This is a genomic window from Sulfitobacter sp. 1A15106, assembly GCF_043556995.1.
Lineage (GTDB): Bacteria > Pseudomonadota > Alphaproteobacteria > Rhodobacterales > Rhodobacteraceae > Sulfitobacter > Sulfitobacter faviae.
In genome coordinates this window covers 312,805-332,077 of the sequence record NZ_JBIFFM010000001.1, presented here as the reverse complement: position 1 = coordinate 332,077, position 19,273 = coordinate 312,805, and the positions used below count along the sequence as shown (strand labels likewise).

At 63.7% G+C, this 19,273-nt stretch carries 19 protein-coding genes; 14 read left to right on the top strand and 5 right to left on the bottom strand.

From position 1 onward, the window contains the following. Positions 1 to 58: 58 nt before the first annotated feature. Positions 59 to 1,831 carry an SLC13 family permease gene (locus tag ACGYKA_RS01580; protein ID WP_394409864.1) on the bottom strand — a complete coding sequence of 591 codons (1,773 nt, stop codon included), beginning with the start codon at positions 1,829 to 1,831 and terminating at the stop codon, positions 59 to 61. Between the two features lie 119 nt (positions 1,832 to 1,950). On the opposite strand from ACGYKA_RS01580, the gene ACGYKA_RS01575 reads away from it, so the two are divergent. Next, a complete protein-coding gene (locus tag ACGYKA_RS01575) occupies positions 1,951 to 2,691 on the top strand; it encodes a YebC/PmpR family DNA-binding transcriptional regulator (protein WP_394409867.1) in 741 nt (246 codons plus the stop codon). Here the strand turns inward: ACGYKA_RS01575 and ACGYKA_RS01570 are convergent. Next, complete coding sequence (locus ACGYKA_RS01570; protein ID WP_394409870.1) at positions 2,688 to 3,569, bottom strand: LysR family transcriptional regulator ArgP; 882 nt, start codon at positions 3,567 to 3,569, stop codon at positions 2,688 to 2,690. The genes ACGYKA_RS01575 and ACGYKA_RS01570 overlap by 4 nt on opposite strands. A gap of 91 nt (positions 3,570 to 3,660) precedes the next feature. Between ACGYKA_RS01570 and ACGYKA_RS01565 the strand changes: the two genes are divergently transcribed. The 6 genes from ACGYKA_RS01565 (at position 3,661) to ACGYKA_RS01540 (ending at position 10,000) form a co-directional block, all read left to right on the top strand. Beyond that, a complete protein-coding gene (locus tag ACGYKA_RS01565; RefSeq protein ID WP_209219057.1) occupies positions 3,661 to 4,260 on the top strand; it encodes a LysE/ArgO family amino acid transporter in 600 nt (199 codons plus the stop codon). 55 nt (positions 4,261 to 4,315) lie between these two features. Continuing rightward, positions 4,316 to 5,245, top strand: coding sequence for a DMT family transporter (locus tag ACGYKA_RS01560; protein WP_394409873.1), 930 nt, complete (start codon positions 4,316 to 4,318; stop codon positions 5,243 to 5,245). Between the two features lie 92 nt (positions 5,246 to 5,337). Then, a complete protein-coding gene (betI, locus tag ACGYKA_RS01555) occupies positions 5,338 to 5,913 on the top strand; it encodes a choline-responsive transcriptional repressor BetI (protein ID WP_209219056.1) in 576 nt (191 codons plus the stop codon). A gap of 76 nt (positions 5,914 to 5,989) precedes the next feature. Beyond that, a complete protein-coding gene (betB, locus tag ACGYKA_RS01550; RefSeq protein ID WP_394409876.1) occupies positions 5,990 to 7,447 on the top strand; it encodes a betaine-aldehyde dehydrogenase in 1,458 nt (485 codons plus the stop codon). Between the two features lie 158 nt (positions 7,448 to 7,605). Further along, positions 7,606 to 9,264, top strand: coding sequence for a choline dehydrogenase (betA, locus tag ACGYKA_RS01545; protein ID WP_394409879.1), 1,659 nt, complete (start codon positions 7,606 to 7,608; stop codon positions 9,262 to 9,264). A gap of 61 nt (positions 9,265 to 9,325) precedes the next feature. Next, the gene (locus ACGYKA_RS01540; protein WP_271687938.1) at positions 9,326 to 10,000 is read left to right on the top strand and encodes a thermonuclease family protein; all 675 of its coding nucleotides are present in this window, start codon (positions 9,326 to 9,328) and stop codon (positions 9,998 to 10,000) included. Here the strand turns inward: ACGYKA_RS01540 and ACGYKA_RS01535 are convergent, their stop codons facing one another. Then, the gene (locus ACGYKA_RS01535) at positions 10,001 to 11,401 is read right to left on the bottom strand and encodes a short-chain fatty acyl-CoA regulator family protein (RefSeq protein ID WP_271687936.1); all 1,401 of its coding nucleotides are present in this window, start codon (positions 11,399 to 11,401) and stop codon (positions 10,001 to 10,003) included. Between the two features lie 78 nt (positions 11,402 to 11,479). Further along, on the bottom strand, positions 11,480 to 12,694 hold the full coding sequence (locus ACGYKA_RS01530) for a multidrug effflux MFS transporter (protein ID WP_067261651.1): 1,215 nt from the start codon (positions 12,692 to 12,694) through the stop codon (positions 11,480 to 11,482). Positions 12,695 to 12,863: 169 nt separating this feature from the next. Here ACGYKA_RS01530 and ACGYKA_RS01525 point away from each other — a divergent pair, with 169 nt between their 5' ends. From ACGYKA_RS01525 to ACGYKA_RS01495, 7 genes are all read left to right on the top strand, one after another. Further along, entirely contained in the window at positions 12,864 to 14,396 is a 1,533-nt protein-coding gene (locus tag ACGYKA_RS01525; RefSeq protein WP_168612268.1) for an acyl-CoA carboxylase subunit beta, read from the top strand. Positions 14,397 to 14,501: 105 nt separating this feature from the next. Continuing rightward, positions 14,502 to 14,756, top strand: a complete 255-nt coding sequence (locus ACGYKA_RS01520) for a Rho termination factor (RefSeq protein WP_067630224.1) — start codon at positions 14,502 to 14,504, stop codon at positions 14,754 to 14,756. Then, positions 14,654 to 15,154 (top strand): DUF6497 family protein, encoded by a 501-nt coding sequence (locus ACGYKA_RS01515; protein ID WP_394409882.1) that lies wholly within the window; start codon positions 14,654 to 14,656, stop codon positions 15,152 to 15,154. Before ACGYKA_RS01520 ends, ACGYKA_RS01515 begins: the two co-directional genes overlap by 103 nt. 214 nt (positions 15,155 to 15,368) lie before the next feature. Next, the gene (locus ACGYKA_RS01510) at positions 15,369 to 15,509 is read left to right on the top strand and encodes a hypothetical protein (protein WP_168613065.1); all 141 of its coding nucleotides are present in this window, start codon (positions 15,369 to 15,371) and stop codon (positions 15,507 to 15,509) included. 81 nt (positions 15,510 to 15,590) lie between these two features. Then, positions 15,591 to 15,938, top strand: a complete 348-nt coding sequence (locus tag ACGYKA_RS01505; protein WP_067261657.1) for a hypothetical protein — start codon at positions 15,591 to 15,593, stop codon at positions 15,936 to 15,938. Positions 15,939 to 16,257: 319 nt separating this feature from the next. Continuing rightward, on the top strand, positions 16,258 to 16,464 hold the full coding sequence (locus ACGYKA_RS01500) for a hypothetical protein (protein ID WP_067261646.1): 207 nt from the start codon (positions 16,258 to 16,260) through the stop codon (positions 16,462 to 16,464). A gap of 137 nt (positions 16,465 to 16,601) precedes the next feature. After that, complete coding sequence (locus tag ACGYKA_RS01495; protein ID WP_394409885.1) at positions 16,602 to 18,647, top strand: acetyl-CoA carboxylase biotin carboxylase subunit; 2,046 nt, start codon at positions 16,602 to 16,604, stop codon at positions 18,645 to 18,647. A gap of 42 nt (positions 18,648 to 18,689) precedes the next feature. Here the strand turns inward: ACGYKA_RS01495 and ACGYKA_RS01490 are convergent, their stop codons facing one another. Continuing rightward, positions 18,690 to 19,145, bottom strand: coding sequence for a DUF4174 domain-containing protein (locus ACGYKA_RS01490; RefSeq protein WP_394409888.1), 456 nt, complete (start codon positions 19,143 to 19,145; stop codon positions 18,690 to 18,692). Positions 19,146 to 19,273: the final 128 nt, after the last annotated feature.

Sequence of the window (19,273 nt, the reverse complement as noted above, 5' to 3'; positions counted from 1 at the left end):
ACACTCAGCCTAGGGGCGGCAAATATGCTCTGGCAAGTCCGACGCGCGGGGGTGGCGATTAAAGCGGCCAGAAGAACAGGATCGCGGGGATCGACACGGCGACGACGATGATCTCCAGCGGCAGCCCCATGCGCCAATAGTCGCCAAAGGAATAGCCGCCGGGGCCGAGGATCAGCGTGTTGTTCTTATGCCCAATCGGCGTCAGGAAAGCCGAAGAGGCCGCCACCGCGACCGCCATCAGAAACGGGTCAGGGGAGACGCCGAGCGATTGGGCCATCTGGATGCCCACAGGGGCCGCGACGATGGTCGTCGCGGTGTTGTTGAGCACATCCGACAGCGACATGGTCACCACCATCAGCACCGTGAGGACCACCCAAGCGGGCAGCCCCTCGGTCAGCCCCACCAGCGCGCCCGCGATCAATTCGGTCCCGCCCGAAGTCTCGAGCGCAGCACCAAGCGGGATCATGGAGCCTAACAGAACGATGACCGGCCATTCGATATGGGTATAGAGTTCCGACAGCGGCACGATCTTGGCCAGCACATAGCCGACCACGACGATTCCAAGCGCGATGGGCAGGTAGATCAGCCCGAAGGAGGCCGCCGCCACGGCCCCCGCGAACATCGCGATGGCGAGCCATGTCTTGCTGTCTTGCGTCACCGCGAGCCCCCGGTCGGCCAGCGGCAGCACGCCCAGCCAGTCGGTGACATGGGCCACCGTGTCGCGCGGGACCAGCAGCAACAGGATGTCCCCGGGTTTCAGCTCGGTCGTGCGCAGTTGCGAGGTGATCTTGCGGCCCTGTCGCGACAGGCCCAGCAGCACCGTGCGCTGCCGCCACGACAGGCCCACCGCCTGCGCCGTGCGCCCGTTGAGCCGCGAGCCATCGGTCACTACGACCTCGACAATCTCGACCCCGTCGCCATCGGCCAGCAGCAGGTCTTCGCGGTCCCGGTCAGCCAGCGCGAGGTTCAGCGTGCTGCGGAACTCGTCCAGCGCGTCGGGCGTGGCCTCGAGCACGATCGCGTCTCCGGCTTGCAGCGCCACGTTGCGCGCCGTGCCATAGCGCCGCTTGCCGTCGCGCATCAGGCCCAAGATCGCCACATCGGCGCGATGCGCCTCTTCTTGCAACTCGGCCAGCCGTTTGCCGATCTGTTTGTTGCCCTCGGGTACGGTTAGCTCAGCGATATATTGGGCGATGTCCTCAGCCTCGATCATCGCGTCTTCGCGGGCGGGGATCAGCCGCCAGCCGATCAGCGCGACAAAGATCAGCCCCGCGATGGCGGCCAGCCCACCGACGGGGGCGAAGTCGAACATCTTGAAAGGCGCGCCCAAGGATTCCTGCCGGATGGAAGCGATGATGATATTGGGCGGCGTGCCGATCAGCGTGGCCATGCCGCCAAGGATGGTGGCGAAACTGAGTGGCATCAGGCTCAGCCCCGGCGCGCGGCCCGCTTTGCGTGCGGTCTGGATATCGACCGGCATCAGCAGGGCCAAGGCGGCGACGTTGTTCATAAAGGCCGACAGCACCCCGCCCACGGCACCCATCATGGTGATATGCGCGCCCAAGCTGCGCGAACTGTCGACCAATGTACGGGTGATCAGCATCACTGCGCCGGAGCGGACCAACCCAGCCGAAACCACCAAGACCAGCGCCACGATCAGCGTGGCCGGATGGCCGAAACCGTCAAAGGCGTTTTCCGTGGGCACCACCCCCAGCACCACGCCGAGCATTAGCGCCCCGAAGGCCACGATGTCATAGCGAAACCGCCCCCAAAGCAGCAGACCAAAGACCGCGCCGAAGAGGGTGAAAAGGATGATCTGATCAGTGGTCATATATCCGGTCTAACGTGGTTGCCCCATTGGCGGAAAGCTAAGCACAGGCCGGGTGGCTTGTTCCAGCGGTGATGCTGGCATATAGAGTGGCGCAAACGCATTGCCAGAACGAGGTATTCATGGCCGGTCACTCCAAATGGGCAAACATCCAGCATCGCAAGGGCCGTCAGGACAAGCTGCGCGCCAAGGTGTTTTCCAAACTCTCCAAGGAAATCACCATCGCGGCCAAGATGGGCGACCCGGACCCGGACAAGAACCCGCGCCTGCGCCTTGCCGTGAAAGAGGCCAAGAGCCAGTCCATGCCCAAGGACAACATCGAACGCGCCATCAAGAAGGCCGTTGGCGGTGAGGGCGAGGATTACGAGGAAATCCGCTATGAGGGCTATGGCCCCAATGGCGTGGCGGTGATCGTTGAGGCGATGACCGACAACCGCAACCGCACCGCTTCGACCGTGCGCTCGACCTTCACCAAGAACGGCGGCAATCTGGGCGAGACCGGTTCGGTCGGCTTCATGTTCGAGCGCAAGGGCGAGGTGATCTATCCCGCTTCCGTCGGCGACGCCGACACCGTGATGATGGCCGCGATCGAAGCCGGTGCCGAAGACGTGGAAAGCTCTGAAGAAGGCCATGTGATCTATTGCGCCGACACCGATCTCAACGACGTGTCGACCGCGCTGGAGGCCGAACTGGGCGAGTCGGAATCGACCAAGCTGATCTGGCGTCCGACCACCACCACCGAGATGGATCTTGAGAACATGGAAAAGCTGATGAAGCTGATCGATGCGCTTGAGGAAGATGACGACGTGCAGCGCGTCACCACCAACTTTGAGGCCTCAGACGAGGTTATGTCGCAGCTTTAACGCGGCATTTGCACCAGCGCCTCGCGCGCCGCGGCCCTTATGGCGGCGGTGAGCGGGGCCAGCGCGGGCGCCATGATCCGCGCCACCTGCCAGAAAAGCGGCACATCCAGCGGCAGCGCGTCGTCAAGTGACACGAGCCGCCCCGCCGCCATATCCTCGGCCACCAGCGGCGCGGGGTTCATCCCCCAGCCCAGCCCTTGCCGCGCCGCCGCGACAAAGCCGTGGCTTGAGGGCAGATGGTGGCTTGGCGGGGTCAGTCGCTGCCCGGTCTTTCGCATCAGCCATCGCCCTTGCAGTTGATCCTTATGATCGAAGGTGAGCATCGGCGCGCGGGCCAGTGCATCGGTCGTGACGCCCTCGGCAAACCAGGTCTCGCGATAGGCGGGGCTGGCGGTGGCATGATAGCGCAGCGCCCCCAAGGGCAGCACGTCGCAGCCCGGTGCCGCGCGGGCTTGCGCCGTCACCGCCGCGCTGACCTCCCCCCGACGCAGCCAATCGGCAGAGGTGTCTTGGTCGTCGATCATCAGATCGAAAAGCATGTCGGGCGCCTGCGCCAGCGCCGGGATCAGCCATGTGGCCAAGACATCCGCAGGCACCGCAAGGCGCAGCCGTGGCGGGGCGGTGGCATCGCCCGCGCCAAGCGCCTGCGCTTCGAGCAGGGCCACATCCTCCGCATGTTTGGCAAGACGCTGGCCCATGGGGGTGCCGGTGCAGGGCTGGCCGCGCAGAACGAGGGTGGCCCCCACACGATCCTCCAGCGCTTTCACCCGTTGCGAGATTGCCGAGGGGGTCACCCCCAGCACCGCCGCCGCGGCATCAAAACTGCCGAGCCGCAGGATATGGGCCAATGCGGTTAGCTGCGCGCTGTCGAGCTGCATAAGATTTGCTAATCCTAACGTAGACTATTGAATTTGAGTAATCTGAACCGCCGGGCTAGGCAAAGGCAATCCATGTTATAGGACGCTTTTGATGTTCACCTCACTCCTTCCCGGCTTCGCCCTCAGCCTCACCCTCATCATGGCCATCGGGGCGCAGAACGCCTTTGTCTTGCGCCAAGGGCTGCGCCGCGAACATGTGCTGCCGGTGGTGCTGGTCTGCGCTGCCTCGGACGCGGTGTTGATCATGTCGGGGGTCGCAGGCTTTGGCGCGCTGGCCGAGGCGGCCCCGTGGTTCGGCCCGCTGATGCGCTATGGCGGCGCGGCCTTCCTGCTGTGGTACGGCTGGCGCAACGCGGTTTCCGCATGGCAGGGCGGGGAGGCGCTGGAGGCCGAGGGGCAATCCACCCGCAGCCTGCGCAAGGCGATCCTGACGCTGCTGGCGCTGACGTGGCTGAACCCGCATGTCTACCTCGACACCTTGGTGCTGCTCGGCTCGATCTCGGCGCAATATCCCGACCGGCTCAGCTTTGGCATCGGGGCGGTGCTGGCAAGCTTCGTCTTCTTCTTCTCACTGGGCTATGGCGCGCGGCTTCTGGCGCCGCTCTTTGCCAGACCACGCAGTTGGCAGGTCTTGGACGCCATCATCGCCGTGACCATGTGGGCGATTGCCATCAAATTGCTTGCGATGTGAATAAAAATGCCGCGCCCATCTTGCCCTTGGCAGCGCTTTGGGAAAGGGTCGCGGCATGACACACTCTCCCGCCACCACCCCCGACATCCCCGCTCCGCCCAACCGCCCGCTTGTCGGGGTCTTTTGGATGTTGGTGACGGGGGCCTGTTTCATAGGCGTGACCGCGCTGGTGAAATACATGGGGCCGCGGCTGCCTTCGGCCGAGGCCGCTTTCCTGCGCTACGCCATGGGGTTGGTCTTTGTTCTGCCGGTCCTGCGGTCGCTGCTGGCCACACCGGTGAGCCGGCGGCAATGGGGGCTGTTCGGCATGCGGGGCCTGTGCCACGCAGGCGGGGTGATCCTGTGGTTCTACGCCATGACCCGCCTGCCCATCGCCGAGGTGACGGCGATGAACTACCTCGCGCCGATCTATGTCACCGTGGGTGCCGCGATCTTTCTGGGAGAGAAGCTGGCGGCGCGGCGCATCGTGGCGGTCTGTCTGGGGCTCGCGGGGGCGGCGATCATCCTGCGGCCCGGTTTTCGCGAAGTCTCTACCGGGCATTTGGCGATGTTGCTGGCGGCGGTGGTCTTTGCCGGGTCCTACCTCTTGGCCAAGGTGCTGGCGGATGAGGCGCGCCCGGTGATGATCGTGACCATGCTGTCGATCTTCGTGACCATCGGGCTGGCGCCCTTCGCCTTTGCCGTCTGGATCACGCCAACACCGCAGGAACTGCTGATCCTCGCCGGGGTCGCCTTTTTCGCCACGGCGGGGCATTTTACCATGACACTGGCCTTTGCCGCCGCGCCCGTGACGGTGACGCAGCCGGTCACGTTCCTGCAATTGGTCTGGGCCACGATCCTCGGCGTGGTGGTTTTCGCCGAGCCGGTCGACGTTTGGGTCGTGCTGGGCGGCGCTGTGATCCTAGGCTCGGTCACCTTTATTACATGGCGCGAAGCGATGCTGAAACGGCAGGTCACGCCCCCCTCGCATGCGACGAAATTCTGACCTTCCGCCCCGTCGGTCGGTACTTGATTGACGAGTCAATAAAGATTCCCCTATCCTGAGGTGGTCAACACTGCCCCAAGGATCCGAATCCAATGCCCAAAGTCGGAATGGAACCCATTCGCCGCTCTGCGCTGGTCAAAGCCACCATCGCCGAGATCGGCGAGGCCCAGTCGCTGGATGTGACGGTGAGCCAGATCGCCAAGCGGGCAGGCATGTCGAGCGCGCTGGCGCATCATTACTTCGGCGGCAAGAACCAGATTTTTCTGGCGGCGATGCGGCATATCCTGTCGGAATATGCCGCCGGGGTGCGCGAACGTTTGGCCACGGCCCGCACGCCGCATGACCGCGCGGCGGCGATCATCGTGGCCAGTTTCGATGATACCGGCTTTCACCCCGGCACGATCAGCGCGTGGATGACACTCTACGCCCATGCCCGCACCAACCCCGAAACCCGGCGCTTGCTGACGGCTTACCAAAGCCGGTTGCGGTCCAACCTCACACATGCGCTGCGCCCGATCAGCCCCCAGCCCGAGGGCGACGCTGAAACCTTGGCGGCGCTGATCGACGGGCTCTACCTGCGCGCGGCGCTGTCGGATGGCGTCAGCGCGGCAGAGGCCATGACCCGCGCGCTCTATACACTCGACCTGCTGCTTAAAGCGGGCCGTTGAACACCGCGGAGACGGGCGGCACCGCCGCGCTCCGCCTCTCTGAACACTCCTCGCCTCAGGCAAGAAAGTCCCTTTGATGTCCTATGATCCCCAACCCACCGCCAGCCACTTTATCGACGGCGCCTATGTCGAAGACACCAATGGCACGCCGATCCCGGTGATCTACCCGGCAACGGGCGAAAAGATCGCCACGGTCTATGCCGCCACGCCTCAGATCGTGGAGCAGGCCATCGCCTCGGCCCGCCGCGCGCAGGCCGCATGGGGCGCGATGAGCGGCACGGAGCGGGGCCGCATCCTGCGCCGCGCCGCCGACATGATCCGCGACCGCAACCACGACCTGTCGGTGCTGGAAACCCAAGACACCGGCAAACCCTATCAGGAGACCTCCGTCGCCGATGCCACCAGCGGCGCGGACGCGCTGGAGTATTTCGGCGGCCTCGCTGGCAGCCTGACCGGCGAGCATATCCAGCTTGGCGAGGACTGGGTCTATACCCGGCGCGAACCTTTGGGCGTCTGCGTCGGCATCGGCGCATGGAACTACCCCACCCAGATCGCCTGCTGGAAGGCCGCGCCCGCGCTGGCCTGCGGCAATGCGATGATCTTCAAACCGTCCGAGACCACGCCGCTCTGCGCCCTGAAGGTCGCCGAGATTCTGATCGAGGCCGGGCTGCCCGCGGGGCTCTTCAACGTGGTGCAGGGCATGGGAGAGGTCGGCCAGTCGCTGGTCACCGATGCCCGCGTCGACAAGGTCTCGCTCACCGGCTCGGTGCCCACGGGGCGCAAAGTCTATGCCGCGGCTGCCGAGGGCATCAAACATGTGACGATGGAACTGGGCGGCAAGTCGCCCCTGATCGTCTTCGAGGATGCGGATATCGACAATGCTGTCGGCGGCGCGATCCTGGGCAACTTCTACAGCTCCGGCCAGATCTGCTCGAACGGCACGCGGGTCTTTGTGCACCGCGACATCAAAGAGGCGTTTCTTGCGCGGCTGTCTGAGCGGTTGGGCAACGCCGTGATCGGTGACCCGATGGACCCCGACACCAGCTTCGGCCCGATGGTCAGCGAGCGGCAGATGCAGATCGCGCTGGACTACGTCGAGAAGGGCAGGGCCGAGGGCGCGCGGCTGGTCTATGGCGGCGCGCGGATCGAGCGTGAGGGCTTCTACATGCAGCCGACCGTCTTTGCCGATGTGACCGACGACATGATCATCGCCCGCGAAGAGATCTTCGGCCCCGTCATGGCGGTGCTCGACTTCGAGGATGAGGCTGAGGTCATGGCCCGCGCCAACGCCACCGAGTTCGGCCTCGCCGCCGGTGTCTTCACCCGCGACCTTGCCCGCGCGCACCGCGTGGCGGCGGGGTTCGAGGCCGGGACCTGCTACATCAACAGCTACAACGACGCGCCGGTCGAAGCGCCCTTTGGCGGCATGAAGAACTCCGGTGTCGGCCGCGAGAACGCCAAGGCGGCGATCGAGCACTACAGCCAAGTGAAGTCGGTTTACGTGCGCATGGGCGATGTCGAGGCGCCCTTCTAAGGGGGTAAATTTGCTGAGAGGTGCTTGAGGGATCAGCCTGATCCTCAAGTCACCTCGTCAATTCTGGGGAGCGATTCCCCACCGCCTCAAGGACAAGCCGCGCCTGCGCGCGGTGCTGCGCATCCTTGACCCGGCGGGGAATCACGAAAGGAAGAGCTATGGAAGCTGAATTTGTCATCGTCGGCGCGGGCTCCGCGGGCTGCGCCATGGCTTACCGTCTGGCCGAGGCGGGCCGGAAGGTCATCGTGATCGAACACGGCGGCAGCGATGCGGGGCCTTTCATCCAGATGCCCGCGGCGCTCAGCTACCCGATGAACATGCCGCGCTACGACTGGGGCTATAAATCCGAGCCCGAGCCGCATTTGAACAACCGCGAATTGGTCTGCCCGCGCGGCAAGGTGATCGGCGGCTCGTCGTCGATCAACGGTATGGTCTATGTGCGCGGCCACGCCAAGGACTTCGACCATTGGGAAGAGTCCGGCGCGCGGGGCTGGTCCTACTCGGATGTGCTGCCCTACTACAAGCGCATGGAGACATGGCACGAAAACGGCCATGGCGGCGATGCGGCATGGCGCGGCAAGGACGGCCCGCTGCACGTCAGCCGCGGCCCGCGCGAGAACCCGCTATTCGACGCCTTCGTGCAGGCCGGGGCGCAGGCCGGCTACCCGGTAACCCATGACTACAACGGCGAGCAGCAAGAGGGTTTCGGCCCGATGGAGCAGACCGTCTGGAACGGGCGGCGCTGGTCGGCGGCCAATGCCTATCTGCGCCCGGCGCAGAAGACCGGCAACGTCACCCTGATCCGCGCGTTGGCGCAGCGCGTGGTGATCGAAGAGGGCCGTGCTGTGGGTGTCGAGGTCAAGCGTGGCCGCGCGACGGAGGTGATTCGCGCCAGCCGCGAGGTGGTGCTGGCGGCCTCGTCGATCAACTCGCCCAAACTGCTGATGCTTTCGGGGATCGGCCCCGCCGCGCATCTGGCCGAACACGGGATCGAGGTGCTGGCTAACCGCCCCGGCGTTGGGCAGAACCTGCAGGACCATCTGGAGCTTTACATCCAGATGGCCTCGCGGCAGCCGATCACGCTCTACAAGCACTGGAACCTCTTGTCGAAGGCCGTCATCGGCGCGCAATGGCTCTTTACCAAGACCGGCATGGGCGCCTCGAACCAGTTCGAATCTGCGGCCTTCATCCGCTCGAAGCCCGGCGTGGAATACCCTGATATTCAATATCATTTCCTGCCCATTGCCGTGCGCTACGACGGGCAGGCGGCGGCCGAGGGGCATGGCTTTCAGGCGCACACGGGGCCGATGCGCTCGAAGTCGCGGGGCGAGATCACCCTGCGCTCCGCCGACCCTGCCGAGGCACCGCGCATCCGCTTCAACTACATGTCCCATCCCGACGATTGGGAGGAGTTCCGCACCTGTATCCGCCTCACGCGGGAGATCTTCGCGCAGGATGCCTTCAAGCCCTTCGTCAAACACGAGATCCAGCCCGGAGAAGCGTTGCAATCGGATGCAGAGCTTGACGCCTTCATCGCCGAACACGCCGAGAGCGCCTATCACCCCTGCGGCACCTGCCGTATGGGGGCGGCGGACGATCCGAACGCCGTTGTCGATCCGCAAGCACGGGTGATCGGGGTCGAGGGGCTGCGCGTGGCCGACAGTTCGATCTTCCCGCGGATCACCAACGGCAACCTCAACGCGCCCTCAATCATGGTCGGTGAAAAGGTCTCAGACCTGCTTTTGGGCCGCGATCCGCTGCCGCGCGCGAATGACGAACCTTGGGTGCATCCGAACTGGCAGGTGGCGCAGCGTTGATCGTTAACCTGCCTTAACATCCTGTCTTGAAGGCCGCGGGGCGGGGCGTCATACCTGCCTCATGTTAAGGATTTGTTCACTTTTCGCCCTCAGTCTGACACTGAGCCTCGCAACTGGATCGGCGGGGGCGCAGACCGTCTCGGGCGTGGTTCGCGTGATCGACGGGGATACTTTCGATCTCGGCGGTACGCGCATCCGCTTACACGGCATCGATGCGCTCGAATCCAGCCAGACCTGCGAGACCGAGGGCGGGCAGGCTTGGGCCTGCGGAGATTGGACAACGAGGGAGGTGCGCGACAGATACCAAGGGGCCAACGCGCATTGTGAGGCACTAGACCGCGACCGCTATGATCGCATCGTCGCCCGCTGCCATGTGGGCAACGTTGACGTGGGGCAGGCGCTGGTGCGTGACGGGCTGGCCTTTGCCTATCGGAAATATTCGATGGACTATGATCTGGATGAGAAAGCCGCCTTTGTCGCAGGCCGTGGGATTCACGGGTTCAAGACGGTTTCCCCCGCCCGCTACCGCGTGACCCGCCGCAGCGGGTCCGAGCCTGCCCGGCCCGAGGGGAGCTGCCAGATCAAAGGCAATATCAGCGCCAAGGGTGTCAAGATTTACCATATGCCGGGGCAGGAATTTTACAGCCGCACCCGCATCAGCGCCCGCAAGGGCGAGCGTTGGTTCTGCTCCGAAGCCGAGGCGCGCGGCGCGGGGTGGCGGCGCGCGCGGCGCTGATCACTCCACCTGGTAGGGCAGGGTGTCGCGCAGATGCGGGTCGACCACCAACTGCCGCTCTAGCGGCGGGACGGAGCGTTGATGGCAGTCCCGGCGCTCGCAAATCCGGCAGGAAATGCCTATCGGTTCAAAGGCATCGCTGCGGGTGACATCCATCCCATCGGCATAGACCAGCGCGGGCGCATGGCGCACCTCGCAGCCGAGTGAGATCGCGTAGCGCCGCACCGGCGCGCCAAACCGCCCCGCCGGTTTCGAGATGTCCCGCGCCAAACTGATATAGCGCACCCCATCCGGCGTCTCGGCCAGCTGCCGCAGGAACCGCCCCGGCGTCTCAAAGGCGCGGTGGACGTTCCAAAGCGGGCAGGCGCCGCCGAAACGCGCGAATTGCAGTCGGGTCGCGGAATGGCGTTTGGTGATCGTGCCTGCCTGATCGACCCGGACGAAGAAGAAGGGCACCCCCTTCGCGCCGGGGCGCTGCATCGTCGACAGCCGATGCGCCACCTGCTCGATCGAGGCACCGAAATGCCCGGCCAGCACCTCCAGATCATGGCGGCAGTCCTGCGCCTTTTGCAAAAACCGCCCATAGGGCAACAGGGCCGCCCCGGCGAAATAATTGGCCAGCCCAATCTTTGCGATATCCCGCGCCGCGGCGCTGTGGAAGCGGGCAAGGTCCAGCGTCGCCTCCAGCAGCGCATCCTGCTGGGTCAGCGCCACCTGCAACAACATCTGAAAGGTCTGCGTCTCAGGCGCTGCACGGGCCGATAGATGCAGCACCCTGCGCGCGGGATCATAGGCGCGCAGCCGGTCGTCATCCTCAAAAACCACGCGCACCCCGGCGCTTTCAAGCGCACGCGCCGCGGTCGCCCGCGTATCACTGCCACTGCCTTCGCGGGTCGCGAAATGCTCTGATGCACGGTCGACAGCATCGATGTAATTGTCGCAATAGTGAAAGAAGTCCCGCACCTCTTCCCAAGGGGAGGGCATCGCGCGGGCATCCTCACGGCCCAGGGCTTCGTCCAGCGAGGCCAGCCGTTCATGCACCTGTCGGTAGCTTTGATGCAGCGCGAGGAAGGCATGTGCCAGCCCCGGCGCGTTGGAGGCGGTAAGGCGCAGATCGGCCACCGGGGGTGCCTTTCCGGCGAAAATCGGATCGGCCAGCGCCTCGCGCAGATCGCTCACCAACCGCTCCCCATCGCCGCTGGAAAGCTCGGTCACATCCAGCCTGAATTCCGACGCCAAGGCGAGCACCACATTGGTGCTGACGGGCCGGTTGTTGTTCTCCATCTGGTTGAGATAGGGCAAGGAGACGCCCAGCCGGGCGGCGAAGTCTTTTTGCGTCAGCCCCGCGCGGGTGCGGGTCTCACGCAGTTTCACACCGGCATAGAGTTTCTGGATCGCCATCCGCGCACCTTTGCAACTTTGCAGTTAGGTGCAGCCTAGCTTTGCAAAGCCGGGGTCACAAGTGCGGGGAGCGTAGGCCTAGAGGCCCAAAGCCTTCTCACGCCGGATCACCACCCAGATGGAGGCGACCGAGGCGATGGCCGTCAGCAGCATGAGCCACAACAGCGGATAGGCTCCGGTTTCAGGGGTGAGCAGGGCGCCCGCCAGCGCGCTCAAAGCCGCGCCGCCGACAATCATGATTGCCCCGCCCAGCCCGGAGGCCGTGCCCGCCAGATGCGGGCGCACCGACAGCATCCCGGCGGTGGCATTGGGAATGCAGAGCCCGTTGCCCAGCCCCACCAGCGTCATCAGCCCGAAAAAGCTGAGTGGAGAGCCGTAGCCCGCAAGGAAGATCAGCAGCGACACCGTACCACCCACGGCATTGGAGATGCAGCCCCAAAGCACCAGCGTATTGACGCCGAAACGGGTCGCGGTCCGCGCGGTGACGAAGTTGCCGATGAAATAGCCAATCGCGGGCGCGCCGAAATAGAGGCCCAGCACCGCAGGCTCCATCCCGAAGACCACGGTGCCCACGAAGGGCGCGCCGCCGAGATAGGCAAAGAAGGCGCCCGAGCAAAAACCCGTGGCCAGAGCATAGCCCCAAAACCGCGGCGAGCGGAGCAACTCGGGGTATTCGCCGAACTGCTGGCGCAGCGATTTGCCGCTGGCCCGGGCGGTCTCGCCCAAATCCGCCCAAGCCACCCAAAAGACCAGCCCGCCAAGGATCAGCATCGCCCAGAAGGATGCCTGCCAGCCGAAACCCTGCTCCAGCAAACCGCCCAAGGCGGGGCTGATCATCGGCACCAGCGCCATGCCCATGGTGACATAGCCGATCATGGAGGCGGATTCGTCTTGGGTATAAAGGTCGCGGATCACCGCGCGGCTCAGCACCATGCCCGTGGCGATCACGGCCTGCGCCATACGAAATACCAGAAACACGGCGATGTTCGGCGCCAGCAGACAGCCGACCGTGGCCACGAAGAAGATGCCCAAGCCCCAAAGCATCACCCGCCGCCGCCCGAGGTTGTCCGAAATTGGCCCGATGAAAATCTGCAGTATCCCACTGAAAAACAGGTAGAGCGGCACAGAAAGCTGGATCACCGCATAATCCGTGCCGAAATGCTCTGCCATCTTCGGCAGGCTGGGCAGGAAGATGTTCATGACCATGGCCGAAAGCCCGGCCAGCAGGATCAGCGTTGAAATATGGGGCGGAGTCGTCCGGTCTAAATACCGGACCCGGGGGATATCGCTCATGCAAATGCAAGTAGTCGCGGGTATGGGAAATGTCCATGTTAACTAGATTGTTTTGCAACTTTTCATTTTGCTTCATCACGCCTGTATTGATTTTGCAAATTTGCAAAATTGCGCTTTGGTCAGTTGCGCTCGTCCGGTAGACTGGTCGAAATCACAATAGGGGTGCGTCATGAAAGACATTCTCGAACAACTGGAGCGGCGTCGCGAAGATGCGCGTTTGGGCGGCGGTCAGGCACGGATCGATGCGCAGCACGGCCGCGGCAAGCTCACCGCGCGGGAGCGGGTCGATCTGCTGCTTGACGAAGGCTCCTTCGAGGAATTCGACATGTTCGTCACCCACCGCTGCACCGATTTCGGTATGCAAGATCAAAAGCCCGCAGGCGATGGCGTGGTCACCGGTTGGGGCACGATCAACGGCCGCCTCGTCTATGTCTTTAGTCAGGATTTCACCGTCTTCGGCGGCTCGCTCTCGGAAACCCATGCCCAGAAAATCTGCAAAATCATGGACATGGCAGTGCAAAACGGCGCCCCGGTGATCGGCATCAACGATTCCGGCGGCGCGCGGATCCAAGAAGGCGTGGCGAGCCTCGCAGGCTACGCCGAGGTCTTCCAGCGCAACATCGAAGCCTCCGGCGTGATCCCCCAGATCAGCGTCATCATGGGCCCCTGCGCGGGCGGGGCAGTCTATTCGCCCGCGATGACCGACTTCATCTTCATGGTCAAAGACAGCTCCTATATGTTCGTCACCGGCCCGGATGTGGTGAAAACCGTCACCAACGAAGTCGTCACCGCCGAAGAGCTGGGCGGCGCCACGACCCACACGCGCAAATCCTCCGTCGCCGACGCGGCCTTCGAGAACGATGTCGAGGCATTGGCCGAGGTGCGCCGCCTCGTCGATCTGCTGCCCGCCAACAACCGCGAAAAACCGCCGGTCCGCCCCTTCTTCGATGATCCCAATCGGATTGAGCCCTCGCTCGACACGCTGGTACCGTCGAACGCCAACACCCCCTATGACATGAAGGAATTGATCCTCAAACTGGCGGATGAGGGCGACTTTTACGAAATCCAAGAGGAATTCGCCAAGAACATCATCACCGGTTTCATCCGTCTTGAGGGGCGTACCGTTGGCGTGGTGGCCAACCAGCCGATGGTGCTGGCCGGCTGCCTCGACATCGACAGTTCGCGCAAAGCGGCGCGTTTCGTGCGCTTCTGCGATGCCTTCGAGATCCCGATCCTCACGTTGGTGGACGTCCCCGGCTTCCTGCCCGGCACCGGTCAGGAATTCGGCGGTGTCATCAAACACGGCGCGAAACTGCTCTTCGCCTATGGCGAGGCGACGGTGCCGATGGTCACCGTCATCACGCGCAAAGCCTATGGCGGCGCCTATGACGTGATGGCCTCGAAACACCTGCGCTCGGATTTCAACTACGCTTGGCCCACCGCCGAAGTCGCCGTGATGGGCGCCAAAGGCGCAACCGAGATCATTCACCGCAAGGATCTGAACGACCCCGAAAAGATCGCCAAACATACCAAGGATTACGAGGATCGTTTCGCCAATCCCTTCGTCGCCGCCGAACGTGGCTTCATCGACGAGGTGATCCAGCCGCGCAGCACCCGCAAACGGGTCGCCCGCGCCTTCGCCTCTCTGCGCAACAAGAAAGTGCAGACCCCGTGGAAGAAACACGACAACATCCCGCTCTGAGCGCCATCATGCAGCTTCATCCTTTCTCAAATACCGATCCCACGAGGGCCGCGCGCGGAACCCTCGGCGGGCTGGGTGGTTTTCCTTGCAAAGGAGGACCGGATCATGCCGAATTCATCCATCAAGGACGAAGAGACCTACAAGTCCCTGCGCGAAGATGGGGCGAGCAAGGAGAAAGCCGCCCGGATCGCCAATGCGCAGGCCAACGACAGCCAGCACCCCGGCAAGAAGGGGGGCAAACAGCCGCCCTACGAGGATTGGACCAAGGACGATCTCTACGACCGGGCGCAGGAGCTCGGGATCGAAGGGCGCTCGGACATGGACAAGGACGCGCTGATCGACGCGCTGCGCAACCACTAGGCGCTCTTCTGCGCCGGGCTTGGCTGCCAGTCCTGCTGGCGGTCGGGCTTGCAGGCCCCGCGCGGGCCATAGATCTCCCCTCTGGGCAAGTTGTTGACCTGCAAGAGGTCTTGGTCGAGGAGCTCGGCGGTGAAACTTGGCTTCGCTTCCGCTTTATCGCGCCGCAGATTGCCAAAGGGCCGGGTGCCATCGCCTATGACCGCGCCGCGTCGGATATGGAGCATCTCTGCGCGGTCGTCGCCCTTACTTACATGACTGAACATGCGCTGGCGGGGCAGGTGATCGTCGTCTCCCTCGCTGACCGTCCGGTGGAATTCGGCGCGGCCGACCCCGAGGCGACCCAGTATTTCGAAGCTTTCCGGGCGCAGGATGACACCTGCATTTGGGAGGGTTTGTGATGCGCAGGCAATATCTTGCAAGAATCCGCCGATCCTCGGATTGGAATGATGCTTTGGAGTCACAACGTGACCGATTGCACTTGCAACCGTATCCATTGCCATGTGAATCGCATATGATGCGGTCAAGGAATACCCACGTATCCCTTACCTCAGAACCCGGGCTTGGCCGGCGTGTTGTCGTGTCAGGTTCATTTAACATTAATAGGAGATATACATGTCCAAGAGCATCAAGTTGCTGGCAGCTATCGGTTTCGTCGCAGCGGTTTCGGCCTGCGCGCAGCAAGAAGAAGAGTACGTTGTGGTCGAGCCCGAGCCCATCTCGGTTGAGCCCGTCTACACCGGCAAGTACAAGTAATGCCGTTGCAGGGCAGGCGTTTGCGCCTGCCCTGATCCCAGCCACCCCTGCAACCGGGAGGGGTGTCTGATGCCCGCCTATATGTTGAAACACCGCGGGTTCCCCGGGCGTCTGCCCGGCACCGATTTCCAATTCACAATTCGCCGCCCGAACCCGAAAGGGGTCACGCCCATCACCCGGCGTGAGCGTCGCCCCGACCGCCGCGCTCCGGACCGCCGCGCCGATACCGCCTTTGTCAAAGCCCTTTGGGAAGCCTTTGGCGAACATCCTTTCGAGCGGGGCAATCTGGATGCGGGCCGTCTGTCATGGCTCTTTGGCCGTGAGGTTCTGCCTGCGACCGATCCTTTCGATCCTGCCGATTACGAAGCGCTGTTGGTGCTCGACGTGGCCGCCGCCCGCGCCGCCTTTCCCGAAGCTTTCGAGGATTGATCGGCATGATGTCGCCGCGCCTGTTCACAGATCAGCATGGCTTTGCCGAAGTTCCGTTCGGGACTGGCGCAGGCTTGGCGCCGCTGCGGGCTTGGGCCAGACTTGCCATGGCTGGCAGCACATCATTTGTCCTTCGTGCCGCCGGACATGAAGATCATACCCCTTCCCCTATCGGGCAGTCGCGCGCTTGCGCGGGGCTGCCCGACTTTTCGAAAGGGTGGTTTTCGCGCCCCAGGGCAGCAGACCGAAAAACCGACCGGGAACTTGTCAAACGGCAGGGCGTTGGTCGGATAGTAGATAGCAGTGAAGGAACAGGCACATGTCCATTCGTAACATCATTCTCGCGCTTGGCGCGACAGCCGGTCTGGCCGCATGCGGTGACAACATCGGCGAGCAGGGTCTGGGCGGCGCAGCCGTCGGCGCAGGTGCGGCAGCCGTCACAGGCGGGTCGCTGGCGCAGGGCGCAGCAATCGGCGCTGCAGCCAACGTCGGTTATTGCCAGCTCAATCCCGGAAAATGTAACTGATCCAGCTACAATAGCCGCTTTGCCCGCCATCCGCGCGGGCAGGGCGGCCTCCCTTTCATCTTTACCCCTACAGGCACCCGCGCAGCCCCGGCTGACGCGGCATTTTGCGTGGCCTGTCACCGTCAAAGGAACTGCTGATGTTTGACAAGATCCTCATTGCCAACCGGGGCGAAATCGCCTGCCGCGTGATCAAGACCGCGAAGAAAATGGGCCTGACCACCGTGGCGATCTATTCCGATGCAGACGCGCAGGCGCTGCATGTGGAAATGGCGGATGAGGCCATTCACATCGGCCCGCCCCCGGCGAACCAGTCCTATATCGTCATCGACAAGGTGATGGAGGCGATCAAGCAATCGGGCGCGCAGGCGGTGCATCCCGGCTATGGTTTCTTGAGCGAAAACAGCAAGTTCGCCGAAGCGTTGGAGGCCGCTGGCGTGGCCTTCGTCGGCCCGCCGAAAGGGGCCATCGAGAAGATGGGCGACAAGATCACCTCCAAGAAGATCGCCAAAGAGGCCGGGGTTTCGACCGTGCCGGGCTACATGGGGCTGATCGAAGACGCCGAGGAAGCGGTGAAGATCTCCAATGAGATCGGCTACCCGGTGATGCTCAAAGCCTCCGCTGGCGGTGGTGGCAAGGGCATGCGGATCGCTTGGAACGACGAGGAAGCACGCGAGGGTTTCCAATCGTCCAAGAACGAGGCCGCGAATTCCTTCGGCGATGACCGTATCTTCATTGAGAAATTCGTGACGCAGCCGCGCCACATTGAGATTCAGGTCCTTTGCGACAGTCACGGCAACGGCATCTATCTGGGCGAGCGCGAATGCTCGATCCAGCGCCGCAACCAAAAGGTGGTCGAAGAGGCGCCGAGCCCCTTCCTTGACGAAGAGACCCGCCGGGCCATGGGCGAACAGGCCGTCGCATTGGCGCAGGCCGTGGGCTACACCAGCGCGGGCACCGTGGAATTCATCGTCGACGGCGACAAGAATTTCTACTTCCTCGAAATGAACACCCGCCTGCAGGTGGAACACCCGGTGACCGAGCTGATCACGGGCGTCGATCTGGTTGAGCAGATGATCCGCGTGGCCAACGGCGAAAAGCTGTCGATCACCCAAGACGACGTGACCCTGACCGGCTGGGCCATTGAGAACCGGCTTTACGCCGAAGACCCCTACCGCGGCTTCCTGCCCTCCATCGGCCGTCTGACCCGCTACCGCCCGCCGCAGGAGGTGGCCGCGGGGCCGCTTCTGGAGCAGGGCACATGGCAGGGCGACGCGCCCGCGGGCGACATGGCCGTGCGCAACGACACCGGCGTCTACGAGGGCGGCGAGATCTCGATGTATTACGACCCGATGATCGCCAAGCTCTGCACATGGGCGCCGACGCGCGCCGAGGCGATCGAGAAGATGCGCGTGGCGCTCGACAGTTTCGAGGTCGAGGGCATCGGCCACAACCTGCCGTTCCTCAGCGCGGTGATGGATCACCCCAAGTTCGTCTCGGGCGAGATGACCACCGCCTTCATCGCCGAGGAATATCCCGATGGTTTCGAAGGCGTGTCCCTGCCGGAGAGCGAGCTGCGCCGCATCGCCGCCGCCTGTGCCGCCATGCACCGCGTTGGCGAAATCCGCCGCGCCCGCGTTTCGGGCCGGATGGACAACCACGAGCGCAAAGTCGGCAGCGACTGGAACGTGAAGCTTCAGGGTGAGAACTTTGATGTGGTCACCAAGGCCGATCCCGAAGGGGCGACGGTGGCTTTCTCTGACGGCAGCGAAATGCGGGTCAGCGGTGATTGGACCCCGGGCGACCAGCTGGCCGAGATGACCGTCGATGGCGCGCCTCTGGTGCTGAAAGTCGGCAAAATCTCCGGCGGCTTCCGCATCCGCACCCGCGGCGCGGATCTGAAGGTCCATGTCCGCACGCCGCGTCAGGCGGAACTGGCGGCCCTGATGCCCGAAAAGCTGCCGCCTGACACGTCGAAGATGCTGCTCTGCCCGATGCCGGGTCTGGTGGTGAAGCTCGACGTCGAAGTCGGCGACGAGGTTCAAGAGGGTCAAGCGCTCTGCACCATCGAGGCGATGAAGATGGAAAACATCCTGCGCGCTGAGAAGAAGGGCGTCGTCAGCAAGGTCAACGCCGGTGCGGGCGACAGCCTTGCGGTGGACGATGTGATCATGGAGTTCGAATAGGGTGCGACGCGCGGGCGATCAGGGCGGGCAGGGCGCGGGGCATCAGTGGTTGACGCCGCGCTCCTTCGCCTCTCTGATCTCCCGCTGCCTGAGCGGCATCTTGTCGATGCTGCGGGTGATCTCGCGCACGTCCCAAGGGAAGGGTTTGCGCAGCTCGATCTGGCCTTCCTTGTCGACCAGCACCAGCATGAAACCACGCGGGCGCATCCGCAGCCGCAGCGGGCTCTGCGCGGCGGGGTCGGTATCGGTCAGCACGACGACATCGCGCAGGCGCAACTCATCCTCACGCTCGCGGAGGTATTCCATTTGCGCGACAAAGGCGGGATCATTCTCGGAATTGGCAAAGACCAGCACGGGCCGTTTGGTCCATTGGAAGGTGCTGAGATCGGCCATATCGGCAGGCAGGAACAACGGATCCTCCACCGGGGCATCCGCCCCTTGGGCCATGGGCGCCGTGGTCATCAATCCTGCAAAAACTAGTGAGATCAAACGTTTCATCAAGGCTCCTGTCCCCTCAAATATAGGGGGCCTGTGCCAGTTTGCGAAGGGCAAAGCGCCGCAGGGGGTATTTATCCCCCTAGGGGCGCGGCCTTTGACAATTCAGCCGCCACAGTTGCGCAGGCCGA